Below are 20,246 nucleotides of genomic sequence, written 5' to 3' on the forward strand. Positions count from 1 at the left end.
GTGGGGCTCAGCGGTGGGCGGCGACTGCGGCGCGGCCCGCGGCGGTGAACTCCGCGACGGCCTCCTGCGGGCGGCCGCCGGTGACGAGCGCCTCGCCGACGAGCGCGAGGTCGGCCCCGGCGTCGGCGAAGGCGGTGACGTCCCCGGCGTCGGTGACGCCGGATTCGCCGACGAGCACCGCCGCGGGCGGGCAGTCGGCGGCGAGCGGGGCGAACCGCGCGAGATCGACGGTGAGGTCCTTGAGGTTGCGCGTGTTGATGCCGATGAGCGGCGCCTCGAGGGCTGCCGCCGCGGCGACCTCGTCAGGGGTGTGCGCCTCGACGAGCACGGCCATACCGAGCTCGGTGGCGAGACCGTGGAGCTCGGCGAGCTGGGACTCGCTCAGCGCGGCGACGATGAGGAGGACGATGTCGGCGCCGTGGGCGCGGGCCTCGTGGACCTGGTACTCGGTGACGACGAAGTCCTTGCGCAGGAGCGGCACGTCGACCGCGGCGCGCACGGCATCGAGGTCGGCGAGGCTGCCGCCGAAGCGGCGCTCCTCGGTGAGCACGCTGATCGCGGCCGCGCCACCGGCGGCGTACGCGGAGGCGAGGGCGGCCGGGTCCGCGATGTCGGACAGGGCGCCCTTCGAGGGCGAGGACCGCTTGACCTCGGCGATGATGCCGAAATCGCCGGGCGCCCGCGGGAGCAGCGGCCGCACCGGGGCGGCGGCCGCCGCCCGGGCGCGGATCTCGGCCAGGGGGACTGCGGACTCACGCGGCCCGAGGTCCTCGCGGACCCCGGCCACGATGGCGTCGAGCACGGTCACCGGTGGTGGCCCGACTTCTGCTTCCCGCCCTTGCCCGCGGCACGCAGCACGAGGCCGACGATGGGGCCGATGGCACAGACGATGATGCCGGCCCAGAAGACGGTCCAGTTGCCGGCGACGCTGCCGAAGGTGGCGATGATCGCGCCGGCGAAGATGATGAAGACGCCGGTCCAGCCGGCGACGGTGTTGCCGTGTCCGGGATCCTGGACCGCGGTGTAGTCGATGGACGACCGGTCGAGGTCTCCGGTGCCGTCGCGCGCGATGATCTCTGTCATGGTTCTCCTTCTCTGGGGCTGCGTGCCGTCATTGTCTCACGAGGGCGGGCCGGGTCGCGCCCCGACCCGCGATGCGGGATCCGCTCATACGTCCTCCCCGCGGGACAGCGCGTCCCAGGTGCGGGTGGGATCCGCGCCGGGCTCCCCGTCGTCGGCCGCGCTGCTGCGCTCGTAGCGGGCCGAGGCCTGCCAGCGGCCGCTCGCGCGCGTCACCCACGCCGCGACGGCGGCGACCGCGAGACCGAGCACGAGGCCGACGCCGGGCCACGCCGTGTGGGGCCGGTCGGCGAGCATCGTGGCGAGTGCGACACCGGAGTAGCCGAGCGCGGCGAGCACCGCGACGCCGCCGACCACCCAGCGCCCGACCCGTTCGAGGAGGCCGAAGAGGAGCGCGATGACGGCGATGATCGCGGCGCATGAGACGAGCAGCGGGGAGTTCCCGGGCGCCTCGGCGGTCGCCTGGGCGACACCGGGTACCGGGGTGGTGGGGTCCGCGGCGGCGGTGATCCACGTGCGACCGGCGACGATCCACAGGGCGGCCGCGGACACGAGGAGGGCGAGGATGCCGCGCGCCTTCGTCACCGGGGTGCCCCCGCGGTCCGCTCCGGTTCCGTCCCGGGGGTGCGCAGGGTGTGGGCCGCGGCGGCGGCGCGGAGCACCGCGGCGGCCTTGTTCTGCGTCTCGATGTACTCGGTGTCGGGCACGGAGTCGGCGACGATCCCGGCGCCGGCGGACACACTGATCACCCCGGGGCGCATGATGCCGGTGCGGATCGCGATCGCGACGTCGAGGTCGCCCGTGAAGGACAGGTAGCCGACGACCCCGCCGTAGACGCCGCGCGCGGTCGGCTCGAGCCGATCGATGATCTCGAGCGCGCGCGGCTTGGGCGCTCCGGACAGGGTGCCGGCGGGGAAGGTCGCGGCGAGCACATCGACCCCGCTGCACCGCCGATCGAGGCTGCCGGTGACGGTCGACACGATGTGCATGATGTGGCTGTAGCGCTCGATCTCCATGAACTCGACGACGTCGACGCTGCCGGGTTCGCAGACCTTCGAGAGGTCGTTGCGGGCGAGGTCGACGAGCATGAGGTGCTCGGCGCGCTCCTTCTCGTCCGCGAGCAGGTCGCGGGCGAGCTCGTGGTCCTCCTCCGGCGTCGCCCCGCGCGGCCGGGAGCCGGCGATCGGATGGGTGACGACGTGTCCGGCCTTGACGGTGACGAGCGCCTCGGGCGAGGACCCGACGATGCTCAGCGGCCGCCCGTCGGGGGTCGGGACGTCGAGGAGGTACATGTAGGGGCTCGGGTTCGTGGTCCGCAGCATCCGGTAGACGTCGAGCGGGTCGGCATCGCAGGGCGAGTCGAAGCGCTGCCCGAGCACGACCTGGAAGATCTCCCCGTCGACGATCTCCTGCTTGGCGGTGAGCACGGACTCGAGGTACTCCTCGCGCGGGGTGCGCGGCTTGACCTCGGGCTCGAGCGGAGTGTGGACGGCGACGGTCGAGGGGGCCGGGGCGAGCAGGTCGTCGATCATCGCCGCGAGCCGGGCGCGCCCGGTGTCGTAGGCGGCATCGATGCCGGAGTCGCGGCCGTCGACGTTGACGACGTTCGCCACGAGGGTGACCCGGGAGGTCGAGTGGTCGAAGATCGCGACGTCGCCGGGGATCGACAGGCTGAGCTCGGGCACCGCGTCCTCCGGCAGCGGGCCGTGGCCGAGCCGCTCGAAGCGGCGCACGACGTCCCAGCCGAGGTAGCCGACGAGGGACGAGATCATCGGCGGCAGGTCGGGGTGCGGGACGTCGATGTGGAGCAGCTCGAGGGTGGCGCGCAGGGCGGTGAGCGGGTCGCCGCTCGTCGGGGCGCCGGCCGGCGGGGTGCCGAGCCAGGCGACCTCGCCGTCGACCTCGGTGAGGGTGGCGATCGGGTGGCGGCCGATGAAGGAGTAGCGGCTCCACACTCCGCTCGTCGCCGATTCGAGGAGGAACCCGCCGGGCCGACCGCCGGCGAGCCGGCGGTAGATGCTCAGCGGGGTCTCGGAGTCGGCGAGCACGGTCGTGTACAGGGGCACGAGGCGGTGGTCGGCGCCGAGGGCCCGGAACTCCTCACGCGTCGGGGTGACGGACATCGATCTCCCTCCCGGTGAAGCAGGTGGCGGTGTTCGTGTGGCAGGCCGGGCCGGTCTGGTCGACGGTGAGGAGCACGGTGTCGGCGTCGCAGTCGAGGGCGAGCCCGCGCACGTGCTGGACGTGCCCGGAGGTCTCCCCCTTGACCCAGTACTCGCCCCGCGAGCGCGACCAGTAGGTGGCCCGCCCGGTGGTCGCGGTGCGGCGCAGCGCCTCGGCATCCATCCAGGCGAGCATGAGGACCTCCCGGGTGGTGTGCTCCTGCACGACGACGGGCACCAGGCCGTCGGGGCTGAAGACGACGCCGGGCAGCGCGTCCTCGATGGTCGGCGGTGTCATCGGACCTCGATCCCCTCGGCGCGCAGAGCGTCCTTGACCTCAACGACGGTGAACTGCCCGAAGTGGAACACGCTCGCGGCGAGCACCGCGTCGGCCCCGGCGCGCACGGCCGGCGCGAAGTGCTCGACGGCACCGGCCCCGCCGGAGGCGATGAGCGGCACGTCGACGACGGCGCGGGCGGCGGAGATGAGCTCGAGGTCGAAACCGGCCTTCGTGCCGTCGGCGTCCATGCTGTTGAGGAGGATCTCCCCGGCGCCGAGCTCCGCGGCGCGCCGCGTCCACTCGATCGCGTCGATCCCGGTGCCCCGGCGGCCGCCGTGGGTGGTGACCTCGAAGCCCGAGGGGGTGGGATCCGCCCCGGGCGGGACCCGGCGGGCGTCGAGGGACAGCACGAGCACCTGATTGCCGAACCGGTCGGCGATCTCGGCGAGGAGCTCGGGCCGGGCGACGGCTGCGGTGTTGACCCCGACCTTGTCGGCCCCGGCCCGCAGCAGGCGGTCGACGTCGGCGGTCGAGCGGACTCCCCCGCCGACGGTGAGCGGGATGAACACCTGTTCGGCGCAGCGGCCGACGACGTCGAGGGTCGTCTCCCGGTCGCCGCTCGAGGCGGTGACGTCGAGGAAGGTGAGCTCGTCGGCGCCCTCGGCGTCGTAGCGGTGGGCGAGCTCGACCGGGTCCCCGGCGTCGCGCAGCCCGGTGAAGTTCACTCCCTTGACCACGCGTCCGGCGTCCACATCGAGGCAGGGGATGACCCGTACCGACACTGCCATGGAGCTCCTCACAGTCCGAGGTTGCGGTAGCGCTCGATGCGGCGGTGCCAGCGGCGGTCCGCCGGCTGGCGCATGAGCGCGATGATCTCGTGTTCGAGGGTAGCCGACACGCGGGCGACGAACGCCTCCGGCTCCGCCGCGGCGTCGGGCTCCTCCGCGATGATCCTGTCCGCGACGCCGTCGGCGAGCAGCCGTTCGGCCTGCACGCCCTGCGCCTGGGCCATCTCCGGGGCGTGCTCGGTGTCGCGGTGGACGATCGCCGAGGCGCCCTCGGGCGGGAGCGGGGACAGCCAGCCGTTCTGCGCGGTGAGCACGCGGTCGGCCGGGACGAGCGCGAGCGCTCCTCCGCCGCTGCCCTCGCCCATGATCAGCGACACGGTGGGCGCCTCGAGGGTGATGAGATCGGCGAGCGAGCGGGCGATCTCGCCGGCCAGGCCGCCCTCCTCCGCCTGCTTCGACAGCGCCGCTCCGGGGGTGTCGATGACGGTGACGAGGGGCACGCCGAGCTCGCGGGCGAGCGCCATGCCGCGGCGCGCCTCACGCAGGGCGGCCGGGCCCATGGGCTCGTGGGAGCGCTGCCGGTAGCGGTCCTGCCCGAGCACGATGCACGGCGCGCTGCCGAACTTCGCGGTCGCGAGCAGCAGGCCGGGGTCCTTCTCCCCCTGGCTGGTGCCGTTGAGCGGCAGCACGTGGGTGGCGCCGTGGCGCAGCAGCTCGCGCACGCCGGGGCGCTCGGGGTTGCGGGAGGCCGTGATGATGTCCCAGGCCCGGGTGCCGGACGGAGCGGGGTCGGGCGCGGTCTCGGGGTCCGGCACGGGGGCGGGCACCTCGCGGCTGCCCATGAGGACGTCGAGCACCTTCGCGACGGTGTCGGCGATCCGCTCGGGACCGATCACGGCGTCGATGATGCCGAGCCGGTGGAGGTTCTCCCCGGTCTGCACGCCGGTGGGGAACTCGCGGCCGTAGAGCTGCTCGAACACGCGCGGGCCGAGGAAGCCGATGAGCGCGCCGGGTTCGGCGACGGTGAAGTGGCCGAGCGAGCCCCAGGAGGCGAACACGCCGCCGGTGGTTGGGTGGCGGAGGTAGACGAGGAAGGGCAGGCCGGACTGCTTGTGGGCCATGACGGCCGCGGTGATCTTGACCATGGAGAGGAAGGCGACCGTGCCCTCCTGCATCCGGGTGCCGCCGGAGGCGGGCCCGGCGAGCAGCGGCAGCCCCTCGGCGGTGGCCCGCTCGATCGCGGACACGAGCCGCTCGGCGGCGGCGACGCCGATCGAGCCGGCGAGGAACCGGAACTCGCAGGCGACGACGGCGACGCGGCGGCCGCGCACGAGTCCCTCACCGGTGATGACCGCCTCGTCGACGCCGGACTTCCGAGCCGCCCGGCCGAGCTCGGCGGCGTAGTCCGCGTCGATCCCGGCGGCCGGGGTGACAGGGGTGGTGTCCCAGCTCGTGTAGGTCCCGGGGTCGACGACGAGGTCGATGAGCCCGCGGGCGTCGAGTCGCTGTGCCATAGCCCTCAGCCCTCGAGCCAGGAGCGGATGACGGCGTCGTGCTCGCCGAGCAGCGGCGGCGCGAGGTGCTCGGTGACGGTGGTCTCCGTCTCCCCGGCGGCGTCGGCGTCGAAGAACCGGACCGGGGGCCCGGGCAGGTCCATCGGGCCGACGACGGGATGGTCGACGGTGATCTTGAGGCCCTGGGACAGCGCCTGCTCCCAGTCGTAGACCTCGGGGAGGGTGCGGACGATCCCGGCGGGGATGCCGGCGGCGGCGAGCTTCTCGAGCAGCGCCGCGGACTCGTAGGCGGCGAACACGTCCTCGATCGCGGCGGTGACGGCCGGCCGGTTCGTCACCCGCTCGGAGTTCGTCGCCATCCCCGGGGCGGCGGGGTCGAGGTCGAAGGCGGCGCAGAAGCGCTGCCACAGGCCCTCGTTGCCGACGGAGATCTGCACAGCACCCCCGTCGCAGTGGAACAGGCCGTAGGGCGAGAGCGAGGGGTGGTGGTTGCCGCCGGGGCGCGGGTCCTCGCCGGCGACGGTGGCGCGGGTGCCCTGGAAGGCGTGGACGCCGACCATGCCGGCGATGAGCGAGGTGCGCACCACCTTGCCGCGGCCGGTGCGCTCGCGCTCGAGGAGGGCGGCGAGGACGCCGTAGGCGCCGTAGATGCCGGCGAGCAGGTCCGCGATCGGGACGCCGACCTTCTGCATGTCGTCGGGTCCGGAGCCGGTGAGCGACATCAGGCCGGCCTCGCCCTGCGCGATCTGGTCGTAGCCGGCGCGCTGCGCCTCGGGCCCGTCGTGGCCGAAGCCCGTGATCGAGAGGATGACGAGGCGCGGGTTGATCTCGAGGCAGGTCGCGGTCGAGAAGCCGAGCCGGTCGAGCACGCCGCCGCGGAAGTTCTCGACGAGGACGTCGGCGCGGGCGATGAGGGCGCGCAGGGTGGCCTTCCCGTCCTCGCTCTTGAGGTCGAGCGCGATCGACTCCTTGTTGCGGTTGCAGGAGAAGAAGTAGGTGGCCTGCGGGTCGTCGGCGGGCCCCACGAAGGGCGGCCCCCAGGAGCGGGAGTCGTCGCCGGAGGCGGGGTTCTCGACCTTGATGACGCGGGCGCCGAGGTCGCCGAACAGCTGCCCTGCGTGGGGGCCGGCGAGCGCGCGGGACAGGTCGACGACCGTGTACCCGGACAGGGCGCCGGCGGTGCGGGGATTGGGCGTGGGTCGGGACATGGCTGCCTTCCGGTGGGAGGGTCCGCGCGCGGCCTCAGTTGTCGGGGCCGTCGGGGGTTCCGTACGTGTCCACGAGTCTACGCAATCGGCCCGCGGCGGCGAATCCGCGGGCGCCGTCGGCGGTCTGGATCGCCATCACCGCATACGTGGTGCCGTCGGCGAGGTCGAGCAGCGGCCACGGCTGTCCGCTCGTCGTCGAGTAGCTCACGCCGATGATCTCCGGCCAGGTGAAGGTCCGGGTGCGCACGATGTTGCGGACGGTGAGCGATGCGGGGGTCGCGATCGCGCGCACCGAGCCGAGGCGCCACAGGATCGCGGCGAAGAGGACGCCGAGGGCGATGAGCCAGATGTGGTCGACCGGCTTCCATGCGTCCCAGCCGATCGTGCCCAGCCCGTAGGACAGGGCGATGAAGGCGGCGAGGACCGCGACCGCGGCCACCAGTGTCAGGGGCCGCAGCACGTAGGGGCGGAAGACCTCACATCCGGCAGGCATCGATCGCGGTCACGAGGATCGCCCGTGCCCCGGCCGAGTACAGCCGGTCCATGATCTTGTGGGAGTCCTTCTTCTCGACCATCGAACGCACGGCCGACCATGCGGGGTCGTTGAGCTGGGAGACCGTGGGGCTCTCGTAGCCCGGGGTCACCGCGATCGCATCGGCGAGCAGCTCGGTGCGGATGTCGTAGTCGATGAGCACGTAGGAGCGGGCGACCATGACGGACTGCATGCGCCGGATGAAGACGTCCGCCCCCGGCTTGGTGACCTCGCCGCGGGCGATGAGCACGCCCTCGGACATGAGGATCGGCTCGCCGAAGGTCTCGAGGCCGGCCATCCGCAGGGTGGTGCCGGTCTCGACGACGTCGGCGATCGCATCGGCGACTCCGAGCTCGATCGACACCTCGACGGCGCCGTCGAGCTTGACGGTGGTCGCCTCGATGCCGCGGCGGGCGAGGTCCTGGTCGACGAGCACGGGGTAGCTCGTGGCGATGGTCTTCCCGGCGAGCTCGGCGGGGTCGGAGTAGGTGCCCTCCTCCGCCGCGTAGTGGAAGGCGGAGCGGCCGAAGCCGAGCTGCATGACCTCGTCGGCCTCCGCCTCGGACTCCAGCAGCAGGTCGCGCCCGGTGATCCCGATGTCGAGGATGCCGCGGCCGATGTAGGTCGCGATGTCACGGGGCCGCAGGTAGAAGAACTCGATGTCGTTGTCGATGTCGCGATGGACGAGGCGCTTGGAGTTGAGCCGCAGGGAGTAGCCGGCCTCCCGCAGCATCGTCGTGGCCGATTCCGACAGCGCGCCCTTGTTGGGCACTGCGACACGGAGCATGATGTCCTTTCGAGGATCCGGGATTCAGAGCTTGCGGTAGACGTCGTCGAGCGTGAGGCCGCGGGCGATCATCATGACCTGGAGGTGGTAGAGGGCCTGCGAGATCTCCTCGGCGAGCTCCTCGTCGGTCTGGTACTCGGCGGCCATCCACACCTCGGCGGCCTCCTCGACGACCTTCTTGCCGATCGCGTGGACCCCGGCGTCGAGCTCGGCGACGGTGGCGGATCCGGCCGGTCGGGCGGCGGCCTTGGCGGTGAGTTCGGCGAACAGCTCTTCGAAGGTCTTCACGGTGTCCCAGCCTAGTGCATGGGCGGGCGCGCGCCGGGGCCCGTCCGCACCTCGGGAACGTGACCTCGCTCGCTCAATCGGGGCGGCCGGTCACCGTCTGGGACTGGGCGATCGGCGAGGAGATCGTCTGCCGGGAGCGCTTGGCCCAGTCGATGATCCCGACGACCACCATGATGAGGAAGATGAAGTAGACGATGCCGGAGAAGGCCAGCCCGCCCATGATCGCCAGCGGGATGCCGACGAGGTCGACGGCGAGCCAGACGAACCAGAACTCGACGATCGCGCGGCCCTGGGCGTACATCGCGACGAGCGAGCCGACGAAGATGTAGGCGTCCGGGTAGGGGTTCCACGACCAGCCGCCGGCGGAGAGCACCGCGCCGAAGGCGACGGTGCCGACGAGCAGCGCGAGGACGAGGAGGATCCGCTCCTTCCACGTCGCCCAGCGGACCTGGATCTCACCGGTCTGCTCACGCGAGCGCTTCCACTGGCTCCAGCCCCAGATCGCGGCGACGATGATGACGACCTGGCGGGAGGCGTTGCCGCCGAGGCCGGCGGAGACGCTCGCGGAGAACAGGAGGATCGAGCCGAGGATCTGCACCGGCCAGGACAGGATGTTCCGGCGCAGCGCGAGGAACACCGTGGCGAGCGCACAGATGTTGCCGAGGAAGTCCGACCACGGGACGGGATTGCCCAGCAGCTCGAAGATCGGCGTGTTGAGCCAGGTGAAGATCTCCATGGAATCCCCCCTCGGGTCAGTGCGCGTGGGCGGCGGCGCGGGTGCGGAGCTCGTCGATGGCGGCGGCCGGGCTGTCCGCGCCGTAGACGGCCGAGCCGGCGACGAGCACGTTCGCGCCGGCGTCGACGACGCGGTCGACGGTCGCGGCGGACACTCCCCCGTCGACCTGGAGGAGGATGTCGAGGCCGGAGGCGCTGATCGCCTCGCGGGTGCGGCGGATCTTCGGCAGGCACACGTCGAGGAAGGACTGGCCGCCGAACCCGGGCTCGACGGTCATGATGAGGATCTGGTCGAACTCGCCGAGGAGGTCGACGTAGGGCTCGATCGGGGTCGCCGGCTTGAGGGCGAGGCTCGCCTTCGCGCCGAGGCGCCGGATCTCCCGGGCCAGCCGGACCGGGGCGGCGGCGGCCTCGGCGTGGAAGGTCACCGAGGCGCAGCCGAGCTCCGCGTAGACGGGTGCGTGGCGGTCGGCGTCGGTGATCATGAGGTGCGCGTCGAGCGGGATCGGGGACACGGCGCGGATCCGCTCGACCACCGGCGGGCCGAAGGTGAGGTTCGGCACGAAGTGGTTGTCCATGACGTCGACGTGGGCCATGTCGGCGTTCGCGATCGCGGCGAGCTCGCCGCGCAGGTCGGCGAAGTCGCAGGACAGGATGCTCGGATTGATGTGGATGGTCACGGGGGAATCCTACTTCTTCCGCATCAGGGCGAGGAACATGCCGTCGGTTCCGTGGACGTCGGGCCACAGCTGCGCGCAGCGGCCCCCGGCCACCGGTGCGGAGGCGAACTCCTCGGCCGGGCGGCCGGTGACCTCGGCGAGCACCTGGGCGGCGTCGAGCATCTCGACGGCGGAGGACTCCGCGGCGGCGAGCTCTTCGACGACGAGCAGGGTCTCGACGTGGTGGGGCGAGCAGGTGGTGTAGGCGATGACGCCGCCGGGCATCGCGGCGCTGATCGCGGCGGCGAGGAGCTCGCGCTGGATGGGCCCGAGGGTGTTGACGTCCTTCGGGGTGCGGCGCCAGCGGGCCTCGGGCCGGCGGCGCAGCGCACCGAGGCCGGAGCAGGGCACGTCGACGAGGACGCGGGTGAACTGCTCGGCGTGGTCGGTGCCGAACTCGCGCCCGTCGGCGGCGAACACCTCGACGACCTCGGACAGTGCCCGGGTCGAGTCCTCGACGAGGTCGGCCCGGTGGTCGGAGGTGTCGACGGCGATGACACGATCACCGGTGCCCGCGGCGACCGCGCCGAGCACGGCGGTCTTGCCGCCGGGTCCGGCGCACAGGTCGAGCCACGCCCCGGCGGGCGCCTCGGGCCGGGTGAGTGCGAGGGCGACGAGCTGGGAGCCTTCGTCCTGCACCCGGGCGGTGCCCTCGCGCACCTCGGGCACGTCGAGCGGGGCGCCGTGGTCGAGGTGGACGCCGAGGGGCGAGAGCGGGGTCGGGGTGCCGACCCGGTCGGCGACGTCGGCGCGGTCGGCGAGGCCGGGCAGGACGCTCAGGCAGACCTTGGCCGGGGCGTTGTCGGCATCGAGCACCGCGCGCAGCTCACCGGCGTCGCGGCCGTGGGCGACGAGCGCCTGGCGCAGGGCGCGGATGATCCAGGCCGGGTGGGAGGTCTCGATCTCGAGCTCCCGGGTGGGATCGACGTCCGCGGTGACGGTGTCGAGCCATTCCTCGCGGGTGCGCTCGGAGATGCGCCGGAGGACGGCGTTGACGAATCCGCCGGCCCGGGCGTCGTGGTGGGCCTTGACGACGCCGACGGTCTCGGACACCGCGGCGTGGTCGGCGACGCGCATATTCAGCAGCTGGTGGGCGCCCATCCGCATCGCGGCGCGCACGGGCGGGTCGATGTCGGCGGCGGGGCGGCCCGCGGCGACGGTGATGATCGCGTCGTAGAGTCCGATGCCGCGCAGCGTGCCGTAGGTCAGCTCGGTGGCGAGGGCGGCGTCGGGGCCGGTGAGGCGGGTGCGGGCGAGCTTGCCGGGCAGCAGGAGGTTGGCGTAGGCATCCTCGAGCTCGACGTCGCGCAGCACCTCCCAGGCCAGGGTCCGCGGGAGGTCGGCGCGCGGCGGGCGCGGCTGACGGGGCCCCCGACGGTCGTGGTCGCGGGGCCCTGAGCCCCGGCGGTCGTGGTGGTGGGGGCCTGAGTCACGAGGGCCGGAGGTGCGGCGGTCGTGGCGCGGCCGATCATCGCCCTGCCTGTCACGGGGCTGCCGGTCGTCTCGCTGCCGGTCGCGGGGCTGACGGTCGTGGTGCTGCCGGTCGTGGTTCTTGGATTCGTCCGATGTCACGGGGTCTCCTCGAGGTCGAAGTCGATGTCGCCGTGGCCGCGATGGAAGTCGAGCGCGGACATGCGGGGCTTGCCGAAGGGCTGGATCCCGGTGACGGACACGGCGCCGTCGCCGGTGCCGATGACGACGGCGTCCCCGCGCCGGGTCAGCCGGCCGGGCGGGAGGTCAGCCGAGGGGCCTGCCGGAGCCCCCGGCCGAGGATCCGTCCGGGGATCTGTCGGAGGTTCGGTCTGAGGGTCCGTCGGAGAGCCCGTCTGGGGGTCCGTCGGAGGCGCAGTCCGGGGGTCCGTGGGGGCGGTGTGATCGGAGCTGCCGCTGCGGTGGACCCGGACGCCGAAGAGCTTGGTCCGCTTCCCATCGATGAGAGCCCAGGCGCCGGGCTGCGGGGTGACTCCGCGGGCGCGGGCGGACACCTCGGGCGCGGAGGCGCGGAAGTCGAGGCGCGCCTCGTCCGGGGTGATCTTGTCCGCGTGGGAGGACTCCCCCGCCTGCGGCCGGTAGTCCGCGGTGCCGGCGGCGACGGCGTCGAGCGCGGCGACGAGCACGGGTGCACCGCGCTCGGCGTAGTCGTCGAGGACAGCACCGGCGTCGGCCTCCGGGAGCTCGAAGGCGGCCTGGGCGACGACGTCTCCGGTGTCCATGCCGGTGTCGATCCGGAACACGGTGACACCGGAGCCGGTCTGCCGGGCCATGATCGCGCGCTGCACGGGTGCCGCACCCCGCCAGGCCGGGAGCAGGGAGAAGTGGAGGTTGAACCAGCCGTGGGCGGCCGCGGCGAGGGCGCGTGGGCCGGCGATCGCGCCGTAGGCGACCACGGCGACGGCGTCCGGGGCGAGGGATTCGATCTCGGTGAGGATGTCGCCGCGCAGCCGGTCGGCCTCGAGGACCGGGATCCCGGCGGCCTGCGCGCGGACCTTGACCGGGCTGGGGGTGAGAACGCGCTTGCGGCCGACAGGCGCATCGGGCCGAGTGAGCACGGCGACGACCTCGTGCTCGGAGGCGAGCAGCGCCTCGAGGGAGGGCACGGCGACGTGGGGGGTTCCGGCGAAGATCAGTCTCACGAGGATCCAGTCTACGGCGCGGGGCGTGCGCGCCGGTACGGCAGTGCGATCGAGGTGCACCGGGGTGGGTCCGCCCGGTCACGACTGCGTCATCCGACTCCGTGCGCCAGCGGGACGTCGACGATCTCGCGGTTCCGCGGCAGGGATCCCCGGAAGGTCATCGGCACCGCGTTCGCGCCCTCGATGTGCGTGCCGTCGATCGCCTGGATGTGCAGATGGGGTTCAGTGCTGTTGCCCGAGTTCCCGCACCGGCCGATGAGCTCGCCGGCGCGCACGTGCTGCCCCGTCCGGACAGCAGCACTCCCCAGCTGCAGATGGCAGAGAGCGACGACGATGCCCCCGCGTTCGATGAACACGTGGTTCCCCGCAAGTGCCGTCCACCCCGCCGCGACTCGACGTGGCTGGGTCAGCGCATAGCCGATCGACGGCAGGCCGCGGTGAGCCCGATGGTCGGGCTCCGCATCATGCACCGCGACCACAGCACCATCGGCAGGGGCGAGGATCGGCCGACCGAAACCCGGGAAGCGCTCCGGGGGCTCCGGTCGGACGAGCCCGCTGAACGTGATCGGAGCAGTGCGCGAATCCTCCCCGACCGGCACGAAATCGATCGCATGCGATGTGGCGAACCGATGGGTGCCATGGCTGGGAATCCTGTCGGCCGGGCTGTTCTGGACGAGCCAGCGGCCGGAGAACGGATAGTCGAGATCGATGCCGGATGACATACAGGACTCCCTTTCGTGCGCCGCGACCGCTCCACATGCGTCGATAGATCCACGTGAGCCAATCGGCGCACGCGCGTTGACAGAGCCACGTTCGTCGACTGATCTGCTTGCATCCACAGCGGCGATCGTCTGCGGGGCCTCGGGAGTCGCACTGGGACAAGCCCTCACTCGATTCTCTCACGTCGGAACTCCGGTTCCAGGGGATCAGGCACTGGAAAGTGTCGTCGCCCGGTCCATCCCGGAAGAGCGGCGGTGATCCGAGGGCGCTGTCCCCAGAAGAGCACTGTCTTTGGAGGGGCGGTGGCTCTCACAAGGGCTGCGGGTCACTGATGGGCTGCGGGCCTCACATGGGCGGTGGCTCTCATAAGATCGGCGGGTCTCAGAAGGGCGGCGGGTCGTCGTCGGCGTGCCACCAGGGGTCGCTGCCACCGGCGGGAGGACCGGTCGATGCCTCGGTCGCACTCCCGGTGTCGGTATCGTTTGCGAGTCGCTCGACCGCCGGCGTTCTCATCACCGATCCCCCAGCGGACCGATCTGCACTGGCCGATCGTCCGGTGACTGACCCTCCGGAGACCGACACACCCAGGACAGTCGCTCCGGAACCGGTCTCCGCGTGCGCTGCGCCACTATTCCTGCGGTCGGGCTGGCAGTCTGTCGCAACGCCGGTGTGCGCGAAGCGATCGCTCTTCCTGCTGTTCGCAGTTGTGCTGTCGACGGACGCGGCGGGTTGCGGCCGGGTGGAATCCGGCCGGGGGTCGGCCGACTCGGTGTCATCGATATCAGACTGGGGCGCCTTCTCCCAGCACTCCCAGGGATCGATGACGACAGAAGCACGAGAGCTGCGCGACGCGGTGCCGTCCGGTTCGCGGTCCGGCGGGCCGTCATCAGGGTCACGCGGGGGTCCGCCATCGGGACGATCCGGTGGGTCGTCATCGGGGTCGTCCGGTGTTCCGGTGCTCGGGCCGTCGGGTGGCCTCTCTTGGGATGTGCTCCGTGGCGGGTCGGGGTCGTCGGAGTCGGTCAGGCCGAGGAGGCGGCGGGTGAGGCGCGCAGCCTCGCGATCGGCGGGCCTGTCGGCCGGTGTGGTGGTGTGGGTGATGCCGTGGGCGAATTGCCAGCAGATGAGTCCGTCGGTGGTGCGGTGCAGGCGCAGGGTCCGCTCGGTCTTCATCTGGTGGTGCTGCTTGCACAGGGGGTGGAGGTTGTCGAAGTCCGTCCGCCCGCCACGAGCAGGAGCGGCGTGGTCGAAGGGGGTGATGTGGTCGGCTTCGCTGGTCTCGGCTCGCCGCGTGCAGCCCGGGGCGGTGCACCAGGCCCAGGTCTGGTTCAGCGTGGTGCGCATTCCGGCCGGCAGCGTGTAGGACTGTGCAATCTCGGGGCAGATGGCGCCGGTGGTGGGGTCGGTGAGGATGCGGGTGAATTTCTCCGACCCGGCGGCGAGTCTGCGGGCGAGGTCGGCGGGGATGGGGGTGCCGTCGGACCAGGTGCCGGGCAGTGTGGCGTGTCCGGTGAGGGTGAGGAAGGGAACGGTGATGACGACGGTGGCCTGTCTGCGCAGCCAGTCCTGATTCGACGGACACGTCACCGTGACATGTTGCCGCACGCGCCCGTCCGGGCCTGCTTCACCTGCATCGGTATCACCGGTGGAGGGGAAGAGTCCTGGATTCGGATCTGCGGTACTCCCCTCAGCAGTGAACGCGCCTGCGTCCTGACTGCAGGCGTCGTCGGAACCGGCGGTGTCGTTCGGGGTGGTGATCTCGACGTGGGTGCTCGGGGCGGTGGCGGTGAGGAGGTCGAACATCAGCTGCGGGATGGTGCGATCGTCTGCGATCTGCGCCCCGGCCGGCAGCTGCTCGCCGAAGGTCGAGGTGTGGGTGGAGCGGATGGCGCGGGCGGTGGCCTCGAGGCGGCGGTGCAGGGCGTGCAGGGGCTCGAGGGGACCGGTGAGGAGTAGACGTCCTTCCCGGGCATCGCTGCGCCAGAAATCGACCCGCCGGTTCTCCCGCACTTGCTCCTCCTGCTCCTCGTCATCGGTGAGCATCCGGATGAGCTCGTTGACCGCCCGGCAATAGGCTTCCCACGACAGATCGGGACGCAGTGCGGTGATCCCCGCATCGAGCGCTGCGAGTTTCTCATGCCCGAGTCGGTGGGCGCGGCGGGCGGCGTACTGCAGGCGCTCGTAGCGCAGGATTCCGGTGGTGGCGCGGTCGTGGCAGGCCCGCAGGCTGAACGTCGCGATGAGTGCTTCGCGGGCGGCGGTGTAGGCGCGTGTGATGGTGGTGTCGAGGACCGCGGCGAGGCAGGTCAGGTGTTCGCCGGTGACGCGTTCGAGCACCCAGTGGGCGAGCGACCCGTCGGCAGGCAGCCCGTAGCGGTCCCGCCCACACCCCGGGCAGCCGGTTCCGGTGCAGGTGGTGCAGTCGGGGGTGCGGTCGAGGCATTCCTCGACGATGGTCTCGGCGATGAGCTGCATCCGGGCGAGCATCACCCGATCATGGGCGGCCACCGAGTCCCGCAGTCGGATGAGAGCAGGACGCTCACCGAAGGGGTGACCGGCGGGGTCGCGGGGATCGGGGTCGCGGGGGTCAGGATCGTGGGGAGCGGTGTTGTCGGGGTGGACGGTGGGTGCGGTCATCGGAGGTCACCTCCTTCGGGGACGGGTGTCGGGAATCGATCGGGGAACGGGTACGGGACAGTGGATACTGGGGTTTGGTCGGGTGTGCTGTGCGAGTGGTTCCAGGCTATCGGGACCCACGGACACAGGATGGGCTGAAAGCGTCGAACAGCCGTGTTATCCACAGGGTGTTCGATATTAATCTGAATATTCTTTCGCCTGCATCATCGATTGTGGAAACCCATTCCACTCTGCGCAGGGACGCCGCTAGAAATGAAGGGTCAGATTGCGAGGCGAGCAATCCGACAGCCACAGATGGATCCTGCCGGATCCGACCGCACGGATCGGCTCCATGACACAGCCCCGGACGACTCCCCCGATACGAGGACAGCTCTGCCCGGTTCACGGCGCCCCCGGCACCACGACAGCCCGACCCAGCGCGCGAGCCCCATGACTGGAGATATCCAGAGAACGTACGCGACTCCCCGGCTTCCCGAAACCGCGAGCAACTGCGGGCAATATCTCCGGTCGGCCCAAACACAGCCCCGGACAACTCCCCCGACCTGAGGACACCTCGGTCCGGTGCATGGTTCCCGGGCCTCACGGTTCCCCGACTCGTCACCCGGCCGAGACCGCCGAGCGGCACAGGCACCGGCAGGCGCATTCAGTCAGTCTCCCCACCCGGTGACTCAAGACAGCGCCTCACGGTGACGCTCGAAGATGGCGACTCGAGCGGGCGCCTCAAGGTGGCAGTTCGAACTGGCAGCTCGAACCGGCGACTCGAGCCGCCGCGCCTCAAGCCGCCGCGCCTCGGACCCAGCGCGCCCGCCCCGCGCCTACAGCGCGTCGGGGTCGTCGACGCGGACCGCGACGATGTCGGCTCCGCGCATCGACCGCGATGCGACCTCTGCGGCGAGGCGCGTCGTCACTGCGCGGCCGTCGGCGATCGTGAAGCCCACGACGACCGAGTACGGCTCGTCCTCCGCGATGAGCTCGCGCACCTCGGCGGTCTCCCGCAGCACCGCGATGACCTCTCCCACGGCCTCGCGCCCGCCGCTGATCGTCACCGTCCGCGCCGCCGGCGGCAGCCCGAGCGCGGCCCGGTCCGCGGACTGCTCCGCCGCCCACGGGATGGGCTCGAACCGGCTCACCACACGCTGCACCGCCTCGTCCTCGTCGAGCAGCAGCACCCGGCCACCCGCGGAGTGCGATCGCACGAGCGAGGCACCGCGCAGGCGACGCGCGATCGCCTGCTCCGTCGAACGGAGCCCCGGCCCCGGCCACAGCGTGTCGAGCAGCAGCGCCGAGGCGTACCCGCCTTCGACATAGGGCTCCGCACCGGTCGTCGCGACGACGATGCTCGGCTCCGGATCCACCGCGCCGAGCACCCGGTCACCGCCGGACCGGACGATGAGTGCGCCCGGGAACGCCCTTCCGAGCTCCTCGTACACTTTGTCGAGCCCGCTCACCACCGAGCGCACGGCGGTCGCGGAGCACTCCCGGCACGTCACCGAATCGGCCCGGTACCCGCATCGCCGGCACGCGAAGGGGCCCAGGATCGAGGCGGCGGTGAGCTTCGACTCGCACTGCGGACAGCGGGTCACCGTCCGACAGCGGGCGCACGCGATGACCGGCAGATAGCCCGCACGCGGCACCTGGACGAGCACCGCACCCGGCGCCGACGGCGCCCGGCGCGAGCGGCCGAGCGCATCGCGGACGAGCTCGAAGGCACGAGGCGGGAGGCGGCCGGCGGAGCCCGGGTCGCCGTCGGGGTCGGGCACGAACACGAGCGGAGCCGCCTGCCGACGGAGCTCGCGCGGGGCCACGATGTTCCCCACCCAGCCGGAGTCGGCGAGGTGCTGGGTCTCCACGCTCCGCCCGTAGTCGAGGAGGAGCAGCGCGGACCCTTCGAGCTGCACCCGGGTGAGCAGCACTTCACGGGCGTGCGGGTAGGGCGCGCGCTGCTCGAGATAGGAGCCGTCTGCGTCGTCGAAGCAGATGACGAGTCCCGGGTCCGGCAGCGGCGCGAAGGCCGCGGCCCGGGTGCCGATGACGAGGCGCGCGCGCCCGGTGAGTGCGGACACCCACGCGTCCCAGCGCTCCTCCTGACCCTGGTCCGCCGAGAGCCGGACCGTGACCGGGGCGAGGTCGCCGAGGCGCGCCTCGAGTGCGGCGAGCTCCCGGTGGTCGGGCACGAGCCAGAGCACGCTGCGCCCTGCGGCGAGGACGGGAGCGGCGGCCCGCAGGCCGAGGTGGATCCACCCCGTGCCGGGGTCATCGCCGGGCAGCACGGCGCAGGCGGCGCGCGGCCCGCGCACCGCACCCGCATCACCATCCGTACCCGCGTCATCCTCCGGGCCCGGCTCCGCGGCCCAGGATTCGAGCGCGGCGAGGTAGTCGTGGAAGGCCGGCGGCTCGTCGGCGCGCGGGGTGACCTCCCCGGCCACCTGGACGAGCGCGGGCTCCGAGAGCAGGCGCTCGGGCCGGCCGAGCGCGCGCTTCTCTGCACGGGCGTGGCGCGGCGGGATCGCGAGCCGCAGCACATCGGGCAGCGTCCCGGCGTACCGGTCCGCGATCGCCCGGCACAGCGTCAGCAGAGACGGGTTGAGGACGGGCAGCGGGGAGGTCACGCGTTCGAGCGCGGCGAGCTCGCCGACGTGCTCGGTGACCTCACGCCGTTCGAGGATGAAGCCCGAGGTCAGCCGCCCGGCGAAGCGTACCCGCACCCGCACGCCGGGCTGCGCGGTCGCGTCGAGCTTCGCGGGCACCGCGTAGTCGAAGGGCCGGGCGAGGTGCGGCAGCTGGGTCTCGACGAGGACGGCGGCGACGGGCAGGCCGTCGGCCGGGGTGATGCCGCCGCGCACCCGCAGGACTCCCCCGAGCCCGTCGCCCTCGGGCACCGGTGCGAGGGCTGAGCCGGTCGGCGCCTCGAAGAGTCCCGGGGCCGCGTCGCGCGGATCGCCGCTCATCGGGAGATCAGCTCACCTCGCGGCGCAGCGCCTCGGCGCGGTCGGTCCTCTCCCACGTGAAGGTGTCCTCGGTCCGGCCGAAGTGGCCGTAGGTCGAGGTCGCGGAGTAGATCGGGCGCCGCAGGTCGAGCGCCTCGATGATCTTCGCGGGACGGAGGTCGAACACGCTGCGGATCGCTGCCGCGATCTTCTCCGGGTCCACGGTCTCCGTGCCGAAAGTCTCGACGTAGAGGCCCACCGGCCGGGAGGAGCCGATCGCGTAGGCGACCTGGACCTCGGCGCGGTCGGCGAGTCCGGCCGCGACGACGTTCTTCGCCACCCAGCGCATCGCGTAGGCGCCCGAGCGGTCGACCTTCGAGGGGTCCTTGCCGGAGAAGGCGCCGCCGCCGTGGCGGGAGAAGCCGCCGTAGGTGTCGACGATGATCTTGCGTCCGGTGAGACCGGCGTCGCCCATCGGCCCGCCCACGACGAAGGGTCCGGCGGGGTTGATGAAGTATTCGGTGCCGGAGGTGTCGAGACCGCGCTCGGCGAGCACCGGGTCGACGACCGTGCGGCGGATGTCGGTTTCGAGCTGGTGGGCGCCCACGGCGGCATCGTGCTGGGTGGAGACGACGATCGCCTCGATGCTCACCGGCGTGTCGCCGTCGTAGCCGATCGTCACCTGCGTCTTGCCGTCGGGGCGCAGGTAGTCGAGCTCACCGGACTTCCGGACCGTGGTGAGGCGCTCCGAGAGCCGGTGGGCGAGGTGGATGGGCAGCGGCATGAGGACGTCGGTGGAGTTGTCGGCATAGCCGAACATCAGCCCCTGGTCGCCCGCACCGAGCGCCGAGCCCTCGTCCTCGAGGTCGTGGGTGCCGCTGCGGTGCTCGAGCGAGGTCGTCACGCCGGAGCTGATATCGGCCGACTGCGAGCCGATCGACACCGACACGCCGCACGAGTGCCCGTCGAAGCCCTTGTCCGAGGAGTCGTAGCCGATCCCGGTGATGACCTCGCGCACGAGGTTCGCGACGTCGGCGTAGCCGCTCGTCGTCACCTCGCCGGCGACGTGAACGAGGCCCGTGGTGACGAGGGTCTCGACGGCCACCCGGGCGTGCGGGTCCTGGGACAGGAGGGAGTCGAGGACGGCATCGCTGATCTGGTCGCAGATCTTGTCGGGATGGCCCTCGGTCACGGATTCGGACGTGAATTGGCGCAGCGCTGAAGAAGTCACGCCCC

At 72.2% G+C, this 20,246-nt stretch carries 19 protein-coding genes; all 19 read right to left on the reverse strand.

What is annotated here, in order from left to right; translation table 11 throughout:
* Positions 1 to 7: 7 nt before the first annotated feature.
* Positions 8 to 808, reverse strand: coding sequence for an indole-3-glycerol phosphate synthase TrpC (gene trpC / locus AB0I45_RS02160; RefSeq protein WP_137319791.1), 801 nt, complete (start codon positions 806 to 808; stop codon positions 8 to 10).
* Positions 805 to 1,083 (reverse strand): HGxxPAAW family protein, encoded by a 279-nt coding sequence (locus tag AB0I45_RS02165; RefSeq protein ID WP_137319792.1) that lies wholly within the window; start codon positions 1,081 to 1,083, stop codon positions 805 to 807. The genes trpC and AB0I45_RS02165 overlap by 4 nt, the downstream gene beginning before the upstream one ends.
* A gap of 84 nt (positions 1,084 to 1,167) precedes the next feature.
* Positions 1,168 to 1,665: a Trp biosynthesis-associated membrane protein gene (locus tag AB0I45_RS02170; protein ID WP_137319793.1), complete on the reverse strand. Its 498-nt coding sequence runs from the start codon at positions 1,663 to 1,665 to the stop codon at positions 1,168 to 1,170.
* On the reverse strand, positions 1,662 to 3,203 hold the full coding sequence (locus tag AB0I45_RS02175) for an anthranilate synthase component I (protein WP_137319794.1): 1,542 nt from the start codon (positions 3,201 to 3,203) through the stop codon (positions 1,662 to 1,664). Before AB0I45_RS02175 ends, AB0I45_RS02170 begins: the two co-directional genes overlap by 4 nt.
* Entirely contained in the window at positions 3,181 to 3,540 is a 360-nt protein-coding gene (hisI, locus tag AB0I45_RS02180) for a phosphoribosyl-AMP cyclohydrolase (RefSeq protein ID WP_137319795.1), read from the reverse strand. Before hisI ends, AB0I45_RS02175 begins: the two co-directional genes overlap by 23 nt.
* On the reverse strand, positions 3,537 to 4,310 hold the full coding sequence (hisF, locus tag AB0I45_RS02185) for an imidazole glycerol phosphate synthase subunit HisF (protein ID WP_295688902.1): 774 nt from the start codon (positions 4,308 to 4,310) through the stop codon (positions 3,537 to 3,539). The genes hisI and hisF overlap by 4 nt, the downstream gene beginning before the upstream one ends.
* A gap of 8 nt (positions 4,311 to 4,318) precedes the next feature.
* On the reverse strand, positions 4,319 to 5,824 hold the full coding sequence (locus AB0I45_RS02190; protein WP_247424869.1) for an acetyl-CoA carboxylase carboxyltransferase subunit alpha/beta: 1,506 nt from the start codon (positions 5,822 to 5,824) through the stop codon (positions 4,319 to 4,321).
* Positions 5,825 to 5,829: 5 nt separating this feature from the next.
* Positions 5,830 to 7,032, reverse strand: a complete 1,203-nt coding sequence (locus tag AB0I45_RS02195) for a CoA transferase (protein WP_137319798.1) — start codon at positions 7,030 to 7,032, stop codon at positions 5,830 to 5,832.
* A gap of 34 nt (positions 7,033 to 7,066) precedes the next feature.
* On the reverse strand, positions 7,067 to 7,525 hold the full coding sequence (locus AB0I45_RS02200; protein ID WP_247424874.1) for a PH domain-containing protein: 459 nt from the start codon (positions 7,523 to 7,525) through the stop codon (positions 7,067 to 7,069).
* The gene (gene hisG / locus AB0I45_RS02205) at positions 7,509 to 8,351 is read right to left on the reverse strand and encodes an ATP phosphoribosyltransferase (RefSeq protein WP_137319800.1); all 843 of its coding nucleotides are present in this window, start codon (positions 8,349 to 8,351) and stop codon (positions 7,509 to 7,511) included. The genes AB0I45_RS02200 and hisG overlap by 17 nt, the downstream gene beginning before the upstream one ends.
* A 24-nt stretch (positions 8,352 to 8,375) precedes the next feature.
* Complete coding sequence (locus tag AB0I45_RS02210; RefSeq protein WP_137319801.1) at positions 8,376 to 8,639, reverse strand: phosphoribosyl-ATP diphosphatase; 264 nt, start codon at positions 8,637 to 8,639, stop codon at positions 8,376 to 8,378.
* Between the two features lie 73 nt (positions 8,640 to 8,712).
* Positions 8,713 to 9,375 carry a nicotinamide mononucleotide transporter family protein gene (locus tag AB0I45_RS02215; RefSeq protein WP_137319802.1) on the reverse strand — a complete coding sequence of 221 codons (663 nt, stop codon included), beginning with the start codon at positions 9,373 to 9,375 and terminating at the stop codon, positions 8,713 to 8,715.
* A gap of 16 nt (positions 9,376 to 9,391) precedes the next feature.
* Positions 9,392 to 10,054, reverse strand: coding sequence for a ribulose-phosphate 3-epimerase (rpe, locus tag AB0I45_RS02220; RefSeq protein WP_137319803.1), 663 nt, complete (start codon positions 10,052 to 10,054; stop codon positions 9,392 to 9,394).
* A gap of 9 nt (positions 10,055 to 10,063) precedes the next feature.
* Positions 10,064 to 11,665, reverse strand: a complete 1,602-nt coding sequence (locus AB0I45_RS02225) for a transcription antitermination factor NusB (protein WP_137319804.1) — start codon at positions 11,663 to 11,665, stop codon at positions 10,064 to 10,066.
* Entirely contained in the window at positions 11,662 to 12,726 is a 1,065-nt protein-coding gene (locus tag AB0I45_RS02230) for a methionyl-tRNA formyltransferase (RefSeq protein WP_137319805.1), read from the reverse strand. Before AB0I45_RS02230 ends, AB0I45_RS02225 begins: the two co-directional genes overlap by 4 nt.
* 89 nt (positions 12,727 to 12,815) lie before the next feature.
* Positions 12,816 to 13,565: a M23 family metallopeptidase gene (locus tag AB0I45_RS02235; protein ID WP_360316476.1), complete on the reverse strand. Its 750-nt coding sequence runs from the start codon at positions 13,563 to 13,565 to the stop codon at positions 12,816 to 12,818.
* Positions 13,566 to 13,827: 262 nt separating this feature from the next.
* Entirely contained in the window at positions 13,828 to 16,083 is a 2,256-nt protein-coding gene (locus tag AB0I45_RS02240) for an HNH endonuclease signature motif containing protein (RefSeq protein WP_360316479.1), read from the reverse strand.
* An 815-nt stretch (positions 16,084 to 16,898) separates the two neighbouring features.
* Positions 16,899 to 19,031 carry a primosomal protein N' gene (locus AB0I45_RS02245; protein WP_295689688.1) on the reverse strand — a complete coding sequence of 711 codons (2,133 nt, stop codon included), beginning with the start codon at positions 19,029 to 19,031 and terminating at the stop codon, positions 16,899 to 16,901.
* 7 nt (positions 19,032 to 19,038) lie between these two features.
* The gene (gene metK / locus AB0I45_RS02250) at positions 19,039 to 20,241 is read right to left on the reverse strand and encodes a methionine adenosyltransferase (protein WP_137319808.1); all 1,203 of its coding nucleotides are present in this window, start codon (positions 20,239 to 20,241) and stop codon (positions 19,039 to 19,041) included.
* Positions 20,242 to 20,246 lie beyond the last annotated feature (5 nt).

It is taken from the genome of Brevibacterium sp. NPDC049920, from assembly GCF_040656435.1.
In the GTDB taxonomy this organism is placed as follows: domain Bacteria; phylum Actinomycetota; class Actinomycetes; order Actinomycetales; family Brevibacteriaceae; genus Brevibacterium; species Brevibacterium pityocampae.

Bases quoted from the DNA above. Each gene is read 5' to 3' on its own strand.
- AB0I45_RS02165 (WP_137319792.1), bottom strand. From the start codon at position 1,083: ATGACAGAGATCATCGCGCGCGACGGCACCGGAGACCTCGACCGGTCG.
- AB0I45_RS02175 (WP_137319794.1), bottom strand. From the start codon at position 3,203: ATGTCCGTCACCCCGACGCGTGAGGAGTTCCGGGCCCTCGGCGCCGAC.
- hisI (WP_137319795.1), bottom strand. From the start codon at position 3,540: ATGACACCGCCGACCATCGAGGACGCGCTGCCCGGCGTCGTCTTCAGC.
- hisF (WP_295688902.1), bottom strand. From the start codon at position 4,310: ATGGCAGTGTCGGTACGGGTCATCCCCTGCCTCGATGTGGACGCCGGA.
- AB0I45_RS02190 (WP_247424869.1), bottom strand. From the start codon at position 5,824: ATGGCACAGCGACTCGACGCCCGCGGGCTCATCGACCTCGTCGTCGAC.
- AB0I45_RS02195 (WP_137319798.1), bottom strand. From the start codon at position 7,032: ATGTCCCGACCCACGCCCAATCCCCGCACCGCCGGCGCCCTGTCCGGG.
- AB0I45_RS02200 (WP_247424874.1), bottom strand. From the start codon at position 7,525: ATGCCTGCCGGATGTGAGGTCTTCCGCCCCTACGTGCTGCGGCCCCTG.
- hisG (WP_137319800.1), bottom strand. From the start codon at position 8,351: ATGCTCCGTGTCGCAGTGCCCAACAAGGGCGCGCTGTCGGAATCGGCC.
- AB0I45_RS02215 (WP_137319802.1), bottom strand. From the start codon at position 9,375: ATGGAGATCTTCACCTGGCTCAACACGCCGATCTTCGAGCTGCTGGGC.
- AB0I45_RS02240 (WP_360316479.1), bottom strand. From the start codon at position 16,083: ATGACCGCACCCACCGTCCACCCCGACAACACCGCTCCCCACGATCCT.
- AB0I45_RS02245 (WP_295689688.1), bottom strand. From the start codon at position 19,031: ATGAGCGGCGATCCGCGCGACGCGGCCCCGGGACTCTTCGAGGCGCCG.